12 protein-coding genes are annotated in these 14,500 nt (G+C 71.0%); 8 read left to right on the top strand and 4 right to left on the bottom strand.

All coding sequences use genetic code 11. From position 1 onward, the window contains the following. Nucleotides 1–6 precede the first annotated feature (6 nt). Entirely contained in the window at nt 7–837 is an 831-nt protein-coding gene (locus ACZ601_RS23615; RefSeq protein WP_469541085.1) for a TetR/AcrR family transcriptional regulator, read from the bottom strand. A 90-nt stretch (nt 838–927) separates the two neighbouring features. Here ACZ601_RS23615 and ACZ601_RS23610 point away from each other — a divergent pair, with 90 nt between their 5' ends. Further along, the gene (locus ACZ601_RS23610) at nt 928–1,770 is read left to right on the top strand and encodes a siderophore-interacting protein (RefSeq protein ID WP_469541236.1); all 843 of its coding nucleotides are present in this window, start codon (nt 928–930) and stop codon (nt 1,768–1,770) included. Between the two features lie 13 nt (nt 1,771–1,783). On the opposite strand, the gene ACZ601_RS23605 is transcribed toward ACZ601_RS23610, so the two are convergent. Beyond that, complete coding sequence (locus ACZ601_RS23605; protein ID WP_469541084.1) at nt 1,784–3,403, bottom strand: N-acyl-D-amino-acid deacylase family protein; 1,620 nt, start codon at nt 3,401–3,403, stop codon at nt 1,784–1,786. 116 nt (nt 3,404–3,519) lie between these two features. Then, a complete protein-coding gene (locus tag ACZ601_RS23600) occupies nt 3,520–4,836 on the bottom strand; it encodes an amino acid deaminase (RefSeq protein ID WP_469541082.1) in 1,317 nt (438 codons plus the stop codon). Between the two features lie 157 nt (nt 4,837–4,993). On the opposite strand from ACZ601_RS23600, the gene ACZ601_RS23595 reads away from it, so the two are divergent. The 4 genes from ACZ601_RS23595 to ACZ601_RS23580 all read left to right on the top strand — a co-directional run bounded on the left by ACZ601_RS23595 (nt 4,994) and on the right by ACZ601_RS23580 (nt 8,926). After that, on the top strand, nt 4,994–6,154 hold the full coding sequence (locus tag ACZ601_RS23595; protein WP_469541080.1) for a sugar kinase: 1,161 nt from the start codon (nt 4,994–4,996) through the stop codon (nt 6,152–6,154). Next, complete coding sequence (locus tag ACZ601_RS23590; protein WP_073736755.1) at nt 6,151–6,909, top strand: IclR family transcriptional regulator; 759 nt, start codon at nt 6,151–6,153, stop codon at nt 6,907–6,909. The genes ACZ601_RS23595 and ACZ601_RS23590 overlap by 4 nt, the downstream gene beginning before the upstream one ends. A gap of 6 nt (nt 6,910–6,915) precedes the next feature. Further along, complete coding sequence (locus ACZ601_RS23585; RefSeq protein WP_073736754.1) at nt 6,916–7,326, top strand: RidA family protein; 411 nt, start codon at nt 6,916–6,918, stop codon at nt 7,324–7,326. Between the two features lie 124 nt (nt 7,327–7,450). Further along, entirely contained in the window at nt 7,451–8,926 is a 1,476-nt protein-coding gene (locus ACZ601_RS23580; RefSeq protein WP_469541076.1) for a GntP family permease, read from the top strand. Between the two features lie 102 nt (nt 8,927–9,028). Here ACZ601_RS23580 and ACZ601_RS23575 read toward each other — a convergent pair whose 3' ends face one another. Beyond that, nucleotides 9,029–10,765: a chitinase gene (locus ACZ601_RS23575; RefSeq protein ID WP_469541071.1), complete on the bottom strand. Its 1,737-nt coding sequence runs from the start codon at nt 10,763–10,765 to the stop codon at nt 9,029–9,031. Between the two features lie 582 nt (nt 10,766–11,347). Here ACZ601_RS23575 and ACZ601_RS23570 point away from each other — a divergent pair. The 3 genes from ACZ601_RS23570 to ACZ601_RS23560 all read left to right on the top strand — a co-directional run bounded on the left by ACZ601_RS23570 (nt 11,348) and on the right by ACZ601_RS23560 (nt 14,340). Next, on the top strand, nt 11,348–12,214 hold the full coding sequence (locus ACZ601_RS23570) for a hypothetical protein (protein ID WP_469541069.1): 867 nt from the start codon (nt 11,348–11,350) through the stop codon (nt 12,212–12,214). A gap of 139 nt (nt 12,215–12,353) precedes the next feature. Continuing rightward, nucleotides 12,354–13,061, top strand: coding sequence for a Flp pilus assembly protein CpaB (cpaB, locus tag ACZ601_RS23565; protein WP_440575655.1), 708 nt, complete (start codon nt 12,354–12,356; stop codon nt 13,059–13,061). Nucleotides 13,062–13,068: 7 nt separating this feature from the next. After that, nucleotides 13,069–14,340 (top strand): AAA family ATPase, encoded by a 1,272-nt coding sequence (locus ACZ601_RS23560; RefSeq protein ID WP_469541067.1) that lies wholly within the window; start codon nt 13,069–13,071, stop codon nt 14,338–14,340. Nucleotides 14,341–14,500 lie beyond the last annotated feature (160 nt).

Genomic DNA, 14,500 nt, shown 5'->3' with positions numbered 1-14,500 from the left:
CGGGCGTCAGGGCGTGTCCGTGCGCCCTGACCCCGGGCCCCGTCGGACGGCGGTCTCGATGCCGTCCAGCAGGACGTCCAGTCCCGCGGTGAACGTCTCCCGTGCCTCGCGCTCCGGATACGGCACCGCGTCGTCCCCCGCCGGTTCCGGCCGCGCCGACTCCCGCTCCATCCGGCTCAGTTCCGGGTAGCGGTCCGCGAAGTCCGGGACCAGCTCCATGAGCGCCGCCGAGCGGGCGTACCACCATTCCTCGTCCGCACGCCCCGTCGCCGACGCCGCCTCGCGCGCGTCGGCGACGGTCTGCGCGGCGCCCCGCACGAAGTGGAACAGCGTCCCGACCAGGCGCCGCAGCACCCCGGCGTCGAGCCCCGTGCCGTAGAGGAGGCGCACGAGCGCGTCCAGTCCGGCGTACTCGTGCGGGCCGAGCACCGGACGGGCCTGGGAGACCTGGAGCACCCACGGGTGGCGCAGGTAGAACGCGAGGGTGTCGCGCGCCCAGTCCGTCAGATCCTTACGCCAGTCGCCCGATCCGGCACGGCCTGCGGGGAGTTCCGCGTGTGCCGCGTCGTACATCAGGTCCAGCAGCTCGCTCTTGCCGGGAACGTAGGTGTAGAGCGCCATCGCCGTGCGCCCCAGCCGCTCGCCCACCGCCCGCATCGACAGCGCGGCCATGCCGTTCTCGTCGGCCACGGCGATCGCGGCGGTCACGATCGCGTCGGCCGTCAGCCCCGGCCTGGGCCCCGGACCGGCTGCCGCACCTGCCTCGCGCGGTGCGGCCGAACGCCACAGCAGCGACATCGACCGACGGGCATCGCCCTGCCCGGCATAGACCACCACTTGCGACTCCTTACGTCGTAAAGTAACTTCGGTCCAGCAATTCCTTATGGCGTAAAGTACCAAAGTCGGCTGAGGGGCTGGTTTCGCGTGGTGGTGCAGGGGCTGGCTGTGTCGTATGTGCGGGTCGAGGGTGTCGAGCGGATCAGCCCGCGGATGCTGCGGATCAGCTTCTCCGGGGACGGGCTGGCGTCGCTCATGGAGGACCGCCCCGATCAGCAGATGAAGCTCTGCTTCCCGAGGCCGGGGCAACGGGTGCCCCGGCTGCCGGAGCCGGACGCCCAGGACGCCTACGGCATGCGCTGGTACGAGGCGTACCTCGCGATCCCCGAACCGGAGCGGCCGCTCATGCGGAGCTTCACCGTCCGCTCGTACCACCCCGGTTCCGGCCTGATGGCCGTCGACTTCGTGCTCCACGGCGACGAGGGGCCCGCCACCCGATGGGCCCGTACCGCCGGGCCGGGGGACGTGGCCGGCATGGTCGGCCCGTCCTCCGCGTACGCCAGGCCGCTGCCCGGGGCCGGGCACCTGCTGCTGGCCGGTGACGAGTCGGCGCTCCCGGCGATCGGGACGATCCTCGAAGCCCTGCCGGCCGGGGCGCGGGCGACGGTCTGCGCCGAGGTGGCCGACGCCGCAGAGGAGCAGCGGTTCGACAGCGCGGCCGAGGTGACGGTGTGCTGGGTGCACCGGGACCGGGGCGCATCGCTGCTGGACGCGGTCCGGTCCGCCGCACTGCCGCAGGGCGATACGGCCGGCTGGCTCGCGGGCGAGGCCGGTACGGTCCGGGCGCTGCGCCGCCATCTCGTGGAGGAGCGCGGACTGCCCCGGTCCGCCGTCGAGTTCAGCGGTTACTGGCGGCGGTCGCTCACCCAGGACGACGCGCCCACGGAGGAGGACCTCGCGTGGGCGGCGGAGCGGTCGGCGGAGACTCCCTGAGCGCGGAGACTCCCTAAGCGGGGCGCCCGGAGCGCACGGAGCGGCCGGCCAGGGTCTGGGTCCGCTTCCCGTCCTCGATGACGAAGCGGCCGTCGATCAGTACGTGCGGGATGCCGAACGGCAGGGTGCGCGGCTCCTCGAACGTGGAGCCCGCCGCCACCGTCGACGGGTCGAAGAGGACCAGATCCGCCCGGTAGCCCTCGCGCACCAGCCCTCGGTCGGCCAGCCGCAGCCGGGCCGCCGGACGGGACGTGAGGTGGGCGACGCACTCCTCCAGGCCGAGGATGCCCAGCTCCCGGGTGTACCGGCCGAGGTACTGCGGGAAGGTGCCGTAGGCGCGCGGGTGGGGTTTGTCGCCCTGGAGGATGCCGTCGCTGCCGCCGGTGTGGACCCGGTGGCGCATGATCTGCCGGACGTTCTCCTCGTGGCCCACGTGCTGGAGGATCGTCGTGCCGAGCCGGTCGTCCTGGAGGACCCGCCGCGCGGTCACCCAGGGCTCCTCGCCGCGCAGCCGCGCGGACTCGGCCACCGTACGGCCGACGTAGCCGTCGAGGCCGGGCACGCTGACGCCGGAGATCTCGATGCGGTCCCACTCGATCGGCACGCCGTGGCAGCCGTCCGCCCCGACGACCTCCATGTCGTGGCGGATCCGCGCCGCCGTCGTGTCGTCGGCCAGCCGGGAGAGGATCGATTCGGGGCCGCCCTCGCTCGCCCAGCTCGGCAGCATGGCGACCAGGGTCGTGCAGCCCGGGGTGTAGGGGTAGGTGTCGAGGGAGATGTCGGCGCCCGCGTCCAGGGCCCGGTCCAGGAGGGTGAGCAGCTCCGGCGCCTTCCCCTCGTTCACGCCGAAGTTCATGGTGGCGTGGGCGAGGTGCAGGGCGCAGCCCGCGGTACGGGTGAGCCGCACCATCTCCTCGTACGCCTCAAGGGCGCCCGCGCCGTAGGAGCGGTGGTGCGGGCAGTAGTAGCCGCCGTGTTCGGCCACCACCCGGCACAGCTCGGTGAGTTCGGCGTCGTCCGCGTACATGCCCGGGGTGTAGGTGAGCCCGGAGGACATGCCGACGGCGCCCTCGGTCATGGACCGGGCGACGAGTTCCTTCATCCGGGTCAGCTCGGCCTCCGTGGCGGGCCGGTCGTCCCAGCCGACCGCGTACATCCGGACGGTGCCCTGCGGGATCAGGTAGGCGGCGTTGACGGCGATGCCCTGTCCGCCGAAGTTGCGGTCGAGCCGGTCCAGGTACTCGCCGACCGTGCGCCAGTCGAAGTCGATGTCGCTGCCGTCGCCGTTCCAGCCGGTGATGGAGCGGCGGACCTCCGCGAGGGTGCGGTCGTCGACCGGGGCGTACGACAGCCCGTCCTGGCCGATGACTTCGAGGGTGACGCCCTGGGCGGCCTTCGCGCTGTGGTCGGGATCGCGGAGCAGCGCGAGGTCGCTGTGGGCGTGCATGTCGATGAAGCCGGGGGAGAGGGCGAGACCGTCGGCGTCCAGGGTGCGCGTGCCGGTGGGGCGGGGGCCCGGGGCGTGCTCCGGGTGGATCTCCGCGATCCGGCCGTCGCGGACGGCGACATCGGCGCGGTAGGAGGGGGCGGAGGTGCCGTCGATGACGCGCGCGTCGCGGATGACCAGGTCCATGGGGGGTGCCTTTCGAGGGGGTGCTGTTCAGCCTCGCCGGCGTTTGAGGCGCGGGGTCCGGGGCGGAGCCCCGGACACGGGAACGGGCGGGGTGGGGAAAGGCACCCCGCAGGGGATCAGAAGAACGTGCGGATGTAGTCCGTGACCGTGCCGTCCGCCGCGACCAGCGGAATCAGCTGCCACTTGTCGAAGCTCGTGCAGGGGTGCGAGAGCCCCATCCCCACCCAGTCCCCGACCTCCAGCTCGGCCCCGTCGGCCGTCCGTACCCACGCGTGCTGGTCGGACAGTCCGGTGATCTCGATCCCCGATGCCTCGCGGACCGATCCGTCCCGCCCCGACCGCACGACCTGCGCCACCGGCAGGTCCAGGTCGTAGGCCGCGTCCCGCTTGCCCGCGTTGAGGAACGCCTGCCCGGGGGAGGGGCGGGAGACGACCTGCGCCCAGAGCCGGAAGGCGGGCTGCAGCGCGCCCTCCTCGGGGACCCGGTTGAAGGGGGTCAGGTGGCGGTAGTGGCCGTCGTCGTGCGAGACGTACGCCCCGGAGCGGAGCAACTTGAGTACGGGGGAGGACAGTTCCGGGATCTCCGCGAACACGTCCGCCACCGCGTCGAACCACGCGCTGCCGCCCGCACTGATCACGATCGGCTCACCGGCCCCGAGCGCGGCGAACCGCCCCCGCGCGTCGAACTCCGCGGCCAGCGCGACGAGCCGGCGCAGCCAGTCCCGTACCCGCTCACCGGAGGCCTGCGGCACCTCGCCCTCGTAACCGGCCACGCCCACCAGACGCAGGGTCCCGGCCTCGGCCACCGCGTCCGCGACCTCGGCGCAGTCGGCCTCGGTACGGGCCCCCGTGCGGGCGCCCTCGCCGGCGCCGAGCTCCACGACGACGTCGACCGGGCGGGAGGCACCGGCCGCGCGCAGCGCCTCGTCCATCAGCTCGACGCCGCGCACCGAGTCGACGTAGCAGACGAACCGGAAGCCGGGGTCGGCGTCCAGCTCACCCGCGAGCCACCGCAGCGCGGCGGCGTCCACGAGCTCGTTGGCGAGGAAGATGCGCTGGATCCCGTAGGCCCGGTAGACCCGCGCCTGGTGCGGGACGGCCGCGGTGATGCCCCACGCGCCGTGCTCCAGCTGACGGGCGAACAGCTGCGGGGACATCGACGTCTTGCCGTGCGGGGCGAACGCGAGGCCGTGCCGCTCGGCGTACGTCTCCAGCAGGGCGAGGTTGTGCTCGACGGACTCGGCCGACAGGGCGAGCACCGGGGTGGTGAACCCGCCGGTGAAGAGGGAGCGCCGCTCGGCGGCCAGCGCCGCCACGGTCAGCCCCTGCGCGTCGGGCGGGAGCGCCTTGAACCGGTGGTCGACCCGCTCGTCGGCGAGTCCGGCCAGACCGGTCAGCCCGGCCACGGGACGGTCGGCAGCCTCGGCAGCCATGGGGTGCCTCCTCGATCGAAGTAGGTCATCGTCGTACTGTTGCGTTGCAGCATATGCAACACCCATTGCGCATATCGCTCAGGGCTGTCTAACATCCGAGCCGACGCCCGGTCAATGGTGAGAACCGGTGCCGCCCGCAGACCAAGAGGAGCCCCGAGTGTCCGGAACCCCGGCCAGGACCGCCGCCGACGCAGCGACCACGGATGTCGTCTGCCTCGGTGAGTCCATGGTGACGTTCCTGCCCTCGCAGCCGGGGCGCCTCGCCGACGTGCCGTCCTTCGGCCGGGGCATCGGCGGCGCGGAGTCCAACGTCGCCTGCGCGCTCGCCAGGGCCGGACACCGGGCGGCCTGGGTGAGCCGGGCCGGGGCGGACGGCTTCGGCGACCACCTCGTCGACACGATCGCCGGCTACGGCGTCGACACCTCCGCCGTCCGGCGCGACCCCGACCGCCCCACGGGCATCTACTTCCGCACGGCGACCGACCGCGCGGCCGACGTCCACGAGGTGGCGTACTACCGGGCCGGCTCCGCCGCCTCCGCGATGTCCCCCGCCAACGTCCCGTACGAGGCGCTGCTCGCCGGCCGGGTCCTGCACCTGTCCGGCATCACCGCCGCGCTCTCCGCCGACTGCCTGGCGCTGCTGCGCGAGCTGACCGCCCCGCGCCCCGGCCGCCCGCTCGTCTCCTTCGACGTCAACCACCGGCCCGGACTGTGGCGGGGCGGCGAGGCCTCCCCCCGCGTCCTGCTGGAGCTGGCCCGGGGCGCGGACCTCGTCTTCGTCGGGGACGACGAGGCGGAGGAGGCCTGGGGGATCACGGGCGCGGAGGCGATCCGCGCGGCGCTGCCGGAACCGGCGGTCCTGGTCGTGAAGCGGGGGGCGGAGGGCGTGACGGTCTTCTCGGGGCTCCGCCCCGAACCCCGCTCCTCGATCGCCGGAGGGGCTGATCTTCCGCCCGACACCGTCACGGACGTCCCCGCCCTCCGGGTCGACGTCGTCGCGCCCGTCGGAGCCGGTGACGCCTTCGCGGCCGGATTCCTCTCCGCCACCCTGCGCGGACTGCCCGTCCGCGACCGGGCCCGGCACGGCCACCTGATGGCCGCAGCCGCCCTCACCGTCCCCGGCGACCTCACCGACCCGCCCGCCCGCGACCGGGCCGACCGCCTGGTGGCCCTCGACGACACCGCCTGGGGGAGACTGCGTCTCGGCCCCGGGTGGACGGGGGACGACCAGGAGGGTACGTACGCAATGAGCGAGGGATTCGGCAAGAGGGGCGTCAGCGGCGAAAGCCGGGCTGCGGACGGCGAGGGACGCGCATGAGCCAGACCGTCGACCGGGCGCTGAGCATCCTGCCGCTGCTCGCGCAGGGACCCGCCGACCTCGGGCAGGTGGCCGAGCGGCTCGACGTCCACAAGTCCACCGCGCTGCGGCTGCTGCGTACGCTCCACGAGCACGGACTCGTCTACCGGCAGCAGGACCAGCGCTACCGGCTCGGCGCACGGCTCTTCGCGCTCGCCCAGGAGGCCGTCGAGAACCTCGACGTCCGGGAGATCGCCCACCCGCACCTCGCCGAACTCAACGAGAGCTGCGGACACACCGTCCACCTCGCGGTGTACGAGGAGAACGAGGTCCTCTACATCGACAAGGTCGAGAGCCGCTACCCGGTCCGGATGTACTCCCGGATCGGCAAACCCGTCGCGATCACCGTCGCCGCCGTCGCCAAACTCCTGCTCGCGGACCTGACGGAGCCGGAACGGCGCGCCGTCGCGGAGAAGCTCGACTACCCCATGTACACGTCCCGTTCGACCCCCGGCGCCGGCGCGTTCCTCAAGGAGCTCGCCGCCGTACGCGAACAGGGCTGGGCCACCGACCTCGGTGGCCACGAGGAGTCCATCAACTGCGTCGGCGCCCCCATTCGCGGCGCCGACGGGCGCGTCGTCGCCGCCATGTCGGTCTCCGCACCGAACGTGGTCGTCACGGCGGAGGAACTCCTCACCCTGCTCCCGCTGGTGCGGCGCACCGCCGACACCATCAGCCGGGAGTACTCCGGCACCACCCGACCCAAGAAAGCCTGATCAGCGATGACCGACAAGACCCCCCTCACCCCGAGCACCCACACCGCCCCGCCCGCGAAGTTCTCGCACGGGGTACGCAAGGGGAACATCCTCCAGGTCGCCGGCCAGGTCGGCTTCCTGCCCGCCGTGGAGGGCCAGGCCCCGACCCCGGCCGGACCCACCCTGCGTGAGCAGACCCTCCAGACCTTCGCCAACGTCAAGGCGATCCTGGAGGAGGGCGGCGCGAGCTGGGACGACGTGATGATGATGCGCGTCTACCTCACCGACGTCGACCACTTCGCCGAGATGAACGAGATCTACAACACCTACTTCGGCGAGCAGGACCTCAAGGCCGCCCCCGCCGCCCGTACGACGGTCTACGTCGGTCTGCCCAAGGGCCTGCTCATCGAGATCGACGCCCTCGCGGTGCTCGGCTGAGCCTGATCACCACCTTGCCGCACCCGCACCACCGCACCACGCACGGCACGGCGCCCCGCCCCACCGGGGCGCCCTGCCGCGCTCCTCCCTACCCGAAGCCCCATGGACGACAACGGAGTTACCCATGCAGCTCGCCGCCAGCCCCCCACCGGTCGAGACGCCACCCCACACCGGTGGACTCCTCCTCCTCATGGACGGGACGGCCGGTCTCCTGACCGTCGCCGTCCTCGGTATCGCGCTCCTCCTCTTCCTGATTATCAAGGTCAGGCTCCAGCCGTTCGTCGCACTCCTCGCCGTCTCCATAGCCGTCGGCCTGGGCGCCGGACTCTCCGTCACCGAGCTCTTCGGTACGGTGCAGAGCTCCGCCGCCGTCTCCATCATCGAATCCGGCATGGGCGGCATCCTCGGCCATGTGGCGATCATCATCGGCCTCGGCACGATGCTCGGCGCGATCCTCGAAGTCTCCGGCGGGGCCGAGGTGCTGAGCGCCCGGCTGCTGAACCTCTTCGGCGAGAAGCGTGCCCCGCTCGCCATGGGCCTGACCGGTCTGATCTTCGGTATCCCGGTCTTCTTCGACGTCGGCATCTTCGTCCTCGCGCCGATCGTGTACGCCGCCGCCAAGCGCTCGGGCAAGTCGATCCTGCTGTACGCGATGCCGCTGCTCGCGGGTCTGTCCATGACCCACGCCTTCCTGCCGCCGCACCCCGGACCGGTCGCCGCCGCAGGCCTCTTCCACGTCTCCCTCGGCTGGGTCATCCTGATGGGCGCCCTCGTCGGCATCCCGTCCGTACTGGCCGCCTGGGGCTACGCCGCCTGGATCGGGAAGCGGCTCTTCGTCGACGTCCCGCAGGACATGGTCGAGGCGGCCGAGGAGGCCAAGGCCGCCGTCGTCACCGAACAGCGCGCCGCGGGAGTCACCCCGCAGGAGGCCCCGGTCGCGCTCGGCACCGTACTCGGGATCATCGGCACCCCGCTGCTGCTGATCCTCGCCGCGACGTTCTCCTCCATCGCGCTGGACCCCTCGACGCTCCGCTCGGTCATCGAGTTCTTCGGCCACCCGTTCGTCGCCCTGACCATCGCGCTGCTGCTCGCGTACTACCTGCTCGGCATCCGGCGCGGCTGGTCCCGCAAGTCCCTGGAATCGGTGTCGACCTCCTCCCTCAAGCCGGTCGGCAACATCCTGCTGGTCGTCGGCGCGGGCGGGATCTTCGGCGCCGTGCTCAAGAACAGCGGCATCGCGGACGCGCTCGCGGACACCTTCAACGACGTCGGCCTGCCGGTCATCCTGCTGGCCTGGCTGATCTCCGCGGTGCTGCGCATCGCGCAGGGTTCCGCGACCGTCGCCATCGTCACCACGGCGGGCATCGTCGTGCCGCTGGTCGAGGGCCAGGGCATGTCGCAGCCGCATCTGGCGCTGATCATCATGGCGATCTCGGCCGGTTCGATCATCGCCTCGCACGTGAACGACGGCGGCTTCTGGATGGTGTCGAAGTACTTCGGCATCTCGGAGCGCGACACCCTGAAGTCCTGGACGGTGCTGGAGACGGTCCTGTCCGTCGCGGGCTTCGCGGTCGCGTCGCTGCTCAGCCTGGTGATCTAGCCTCCATCGGGCTTATGGCCCGTGACACGCAGCAGCGCCGCCGGGGGAGCGGCGGCGCTGCTGGTCATGGACGCGGGCCCCGTGGTGCGGGACTGCGGAAGGTTACGGCAGGCCGTGCACGTGCGGTCCGACGGCGTTGGACCAGGCGTTGCCCGACTTGGCGTCCCAGTTGGTCGACCAGGTCATCGCGCCGCGCACACCGGAGTAGGTCTTCGACGGCTTGAAGGAGCCGCAGCCGGTGCCCTTGGCCAGGCAGTCCAGGGCCGCGTTCACGACCGAGGGGGCGACGTAGCCGCTGCCCGCGCCACTGGTGGAGGCGGGGACACCGAGGCCGACCTGCGAGGGGTCGAGGCCGCCCTCCAGCTGGATGCAGGCGAGCGCGGTGAGGAAGTCCACCGAACCCTGCGAGTAGACCTTGCCGTCGCAGCCGAGCATCGAACCGCTGTTGTAGTACTGCATGTTGACGACGGTCAGGATGTCCTTGATGCCGAGTGCCGTCTTGAAGTACTCACCGGCGGTGGACTGCATGTCGATGGTCTGCGGCGCCATCGTGATGACGAGGCCGGAGCCCGCCTTCTGCGACAGCGAGCGCAGCGCCTTCGTCATGTACGTGGAGTTGACGCCGTTCTCCAGGTCGATGTCGACACCGTTGAAGCCGTACTCCTGGATGAGCGAGTAGACGGAGTTGGCGAAGTTGGTCGCGGACGCGTCGCTGTTGACCGAGACCGAGCCCTTCTCGCCGCCGACCGAGATGATGACGTTCTTCCCGGCCGCCTGCTTCGCCTTGATGTCGGCCTTGAACTGGTCGACGGTGTAGCCGTTCAGCCCGGCGGTGTCCAGGTTGAAGGTGACGGCGCCGGGTGTGGTGGTGGCGTCGGCGAAGGAGACCGCGATGATGTCGTAGTTCGCGGACACGTCGCTGAGCTTCTGCACGGTCGCGCCGTTGTTGAAGTTCTGCCAGTAGCCGGTGACGGCGTGCTTGGGCACGGAGGTGGACGGGACGCCCGGGTCGGTGCCGCCGCCCCCGACGGCCGTACGGCCGCTGACCGAAGCGGACTTGACGGACTCACCGGCCGCGTTGGTGGCGGTCACCGTGAACTGGTACGCCGTATTGGCCGTGAGTCCGGTGACGGTGGCCGAGTTGCCGGTCGTGGTGGTGACCTTCGCGCCGTCCTTGTAGACGGTGTAGCCGGTCGCGCCGGACACCGCGTTCCAGGAGAGGGAGACGGAGGAGGCCGTGGTCGTGCCGACCGCGAGACCGGCCGGGGCGGCGGGGATCGTCGGGCCGGGGTCGGTCCCGCCGCCGCCGTCGGGGCCGCTCACCGAGAGGTCGTCGACGAAGTAGGCGGACTGGCCGTACCAGCCGTGCGTGTACACGGTGACCGAGGTGGTGTTCGCCCCGGTCTTGAAGCTGGTCGAGAGCTGGGACCAGCTGCTGGAGCCAGGCGTCCAGGTGGACACGTCGGTGGTGCCGGTGCCGCTGACGCCCAGGTAGGCGTAGCCGCCCTGGACCCAGGAGCTGAGCGCGTAGGTCGAGTTGGGCTTCACCGCGACGGTCTGGGTGCACTGGGCGTTGTCCTGGCCGGCCGGGGTGGCCTTGAGGGCGGAGGTGCCGCCGTGCACGGGGGACGAGACGGTGGCGCCCGAGCCGCCGGAACAGGTCCAGTTGGCGAGGCCCGATTCGAAGCCCGCGTTCTTGGCCACGTTGACGTCGGCGGCCTGCGCGGTGCTGACGAGACCGGTGACGGTCAGGGCGCCGGCCGCGACGACGGCCACGGCGGCGCCCAGCGCCTGACGGGTGCGACGCCCTCTTCGGCTGGTTACGGGGGAACGTTCCACTTGCTGCCTCCGTGGGGGAGTTATGGGGATGGCGGGGGAGCGACACGGGGATGTCGGGGGTGTGGAATCGAGGAACGGTGGCCACCGCTGGCCGATAAACTGGTCCAGACCAATCAAGTTGTCAAGACCTCTGGCAGCGGCAGCTGTCCGCGCACGCCGCCGGCCCGTGGACGGCAACCGGCTGCCCGGCGCGCGTCCCTCTCACGGGTGACGTGAGCGACGGGGCCGGACAGTGACGGTTTCCGCCGCCCTTTCGTATGGCAAGTGCATGTCAAGATCCACAGTGACGTGCGCAAATGAATTCCAGCGGTACGGAAATGAGAATGCCTGACAGTAACCCTCCGCAGTGGTACGGGAGTTAACAACCTTCGGTTTGGTCCGATTTCGTACGGGAGCGTTGTACCGGCGATGGAACAGTGGTGCTGTTGCCGCGTTCCTTTGGGTGTTCTCTGCCGTGTAGGACACGGTTAAAGTGCTGGAGGAGGGGCTGAGGCGGAAGCGCGGAGCAGTAGCGATTGCGGCCGACGTCAAGGCGACGCCGACCGGGACCGAACGGGGAACAGCGTGCCGACCGCAATAGCAGTGACCAGCACCGATCTGGTCCTGCCGCCGACAGACCAGCAGACGCCGACAGCGGCCCTGCTCCAGTCGCCCGATGACCAGGCGCTGGATCTGGCAATCGGCGACATGCACATGATGCTGGAGCGGCACGGGTACGTAATCGCTGTGTACCCGACAGGAATCGCACTCGCGCACGAACGGCGGCTGCACGCCGTCCGCTCGGTGCTGGAGAGCGACCGCATCGCGCTGCTCAAGGTGGATCTGCCGCCGCTGGGCGTGGCCGTGCTGGTCAGGCAGTTACGCCAGCTGTCCGTCTGCGACTTCAGCCCCGGAGTGATCGCCTCCTCCGTGCGGCTTCTGTCCCACTACATCCACGCGGGCGCCCTGCTGAATTCGGTGACCAGGTTCGACCGCGTCCCCGTCAGCCTGAAGACCCACGCCCATTCCTGGTTGCCCGGCTCCCAGTTCGCCGTACTCGCCGGACCGAATCCGCAGCTCATCAAGGTCGGTCCGGCGGCGGAGCCGTTGGCGGGACCACAGTTTGGCACCCATCTGCAGGTGGCCCAGGGGCAGTTGCAGTCCGATTGGGTGCGGCAGACCCTGGCGCCCGCCTGGAAGGTACAGGCGATTCAGGACGCAAAGCTTCCCGCTGAATCCCCCCGATGGTGGGGAACCGGCAAGCTGATCGAATTTGCCGCCTACCTTCCCGATATCTCCGTCCTGTATCAACTCGTGTCCTCAGTAAGACGCGTGACGTGTCACTGGTGCGGAATGGAGCTGATCGGTGATCGTTGCGGTTTCTGTTCCTCACCCCTTCCCGCCACCGAGGTCCGAATGCTGTCGTCCGGTGTCATGAACCAAGGGGCGCCCGCGCCGCCGCGGCCGTAGCGACCGCGGATTCCTCCTCCGCGGCTCCCCTCGCGGCCCGGACGCACCCGTGCCGCATACCCGGATCAGCCCGCCCGGCCCCCCGCGCCCTTCCCCCGTCCGCCCCCACACATCCGACCCGAACGAGGTTGTCCGGCCCATGAACTCCCGACAGCGCCGTGGCGTGATACTCCTGCTGCTCTCGGTCCTGTGCGCCTTCGGCGCCTTCGCCGGTGTGCTCTCGGTGATCAGTGACGTGAACTCGAAGGTCGGACCCGAGGTCTCGGCCTACCGGCTGAAGAGCGACATCCCCCCCTTCACCGGCCTGACTCCGGACAGGTTCGAGAAGGTGTCGATGCCGAAGCGGTGGCTCTCGGCCAACGCGGTCACCGACCTCTCGGACGTCAGCGGCAAGATCGCCCTCACCACGCTCAAGAAGGGCTCGCTGCTCCAGTCCGACATGATGGAGGCACGGCCCGCGCTGAAGCCCGGTGAGCAGGAGATCGCGATCATGATCGACGCGGCCACCGGCGTGGCCGGGAAGATCACCTCCGGCGCCACGGTCAACGTCTACGCCACCTTCGCCGGTGAGCGCGAGGGCGAACCGGCCCAGTCCAAGGTCATCGTCTCCAACGCCAAGGTCCTGGACGTGGGCAAGCTGACCCCGCTGGACCCGAGCCGCGACGGCAAGGGCAGCCAGGCCACCGAAGCCGTGCCGATCACCTTCGCGCTGAACACCCTCGACACCCAGCGCATCGCGTACGCGGAATCGTTCGCGCAGCACGTACGCCTCGCGCTCATCGCACCCGGCAGCGACAGCAAGATCCGTCCGGGCGACCGCACCTACACGCTCGACAAGGACAAGTGAGGATCGGATGACCACGAGGATCCTCCCGGCCGTCGGCGAAGCCGACGCGGCCAGATCCGTCACCACCCTGCTCAGCCAGCTCCCCGACGCGGAACCGGCCGTCCCGGTCGGTGACTCGACCCAGCTCATCGACACACTCGCCCGGCTCGCGGGCGAATCGCTCGACGAACTGCCCGAGGTGGTGCTGGTCCACGAGCGGATCGGACCGGTGCCGGCCCTGGAGCTGATCCGGGAGGTGTCCCTGCGCTTCCCCGCCGTCGGGGTCGTGCTCATCACCGCCGACGCGAGCCCCACCCTGTTCTCCGCCGCGATGGACTCCGGGGCGCGCGGCTTGGTCACCCTGCCGCTGGGCTACGAGGAACTGGTCAACCGGGTCCAGTCCGCCGCCCAGTGGTCCGTCGGCGTACGCCGCCACCTCGGGGCCGGCGGCGACGTCTTCACCGGGCCGGGCGGCACCGTCGTGACGGTCAGCGGCGCCAAGGGCGGGGTGGGGACCACCGTCGCCGCGGTACAGCTCGCCCTCGCCGCCCAGGCCTCCGGACGGACCGTCGCCCTGGTCGACATGGACCTCCAGTCCGGGGACATCGCCTCGTACCTGGACGTCCAGTTCCGCCGCTCCATCGTCGACCTGGCCGCGATCAGCGACATCTCCCCGCGCGTCCTGGCCGACGCGGTGTTCAGCCACAGCACCGGAATCGCGCTGCTCCTCGCCCCCGGGGAGGGGGAGCGCGGCGAAGAGGTCAGCGACCGCGCGGCCCGGCAGATCGTCAGCGCGCTGCGCTCGCGCTACGAGATCCTGATCATCGACTGCGGCGCCCAGATGAGCGGTGCCAACGCCGCCGCGATCGAGATGGCCGACACCGCGTTGCTGGTCACCACCCCGGACGTGGTCGCGGTACGCGGCGCGAAGCGCATCGTACGGATGTGGGACCGGCTCCAGATCCGCAAGGCGGAGGAGACGACGACAGTCGTCAACCGCTTCAACCGGAACACCGAGATCCAGCCCGCGCTGATCCAGAAGATCACCGGGACCCGGCTCGCCGCAACGTCGGTTCCCGCGAATTTCAAGGAACTCCAGAGCGCCGTCGATGCCGGACGGATGCATGAACTCGACCAGAAGAGCGTGGTGAAGCAGGCGCTCTGGGCACTGGCGGGGGAGCTGGGCCTGGTGAAGCTCCCCGCCGCCCAGCCGGGCCGGGAGAAGTACCGGGGCGACCGTGGCTCGATCGGCCGTCCGCGCAGGCGGGGCGAGATCGCCGGCCGTGGCAGAACCGACTGAGAGGGCGGGCGCATCCATGGCAACCACGCGGACGGCGGCGGCGGACACCGGTACGGGCGGGGGCACAGGCGGGGCCAAGGGCAGGGGCACGGGCAGAGCCGCGGGCTTACGCGGGAGGCGTCGCTGCCGCGACCGCGACCGTTGCAGGGACCGGGACCGG

The sequence above is a fragment of the Streptomyces sp. NPDC104307 genome (assembly GCF_055584045.1).
Note: the sequence above shows the minus strand (reverse complement) of the source record. Positions and strands in the feature narration are given on the sequence as shown.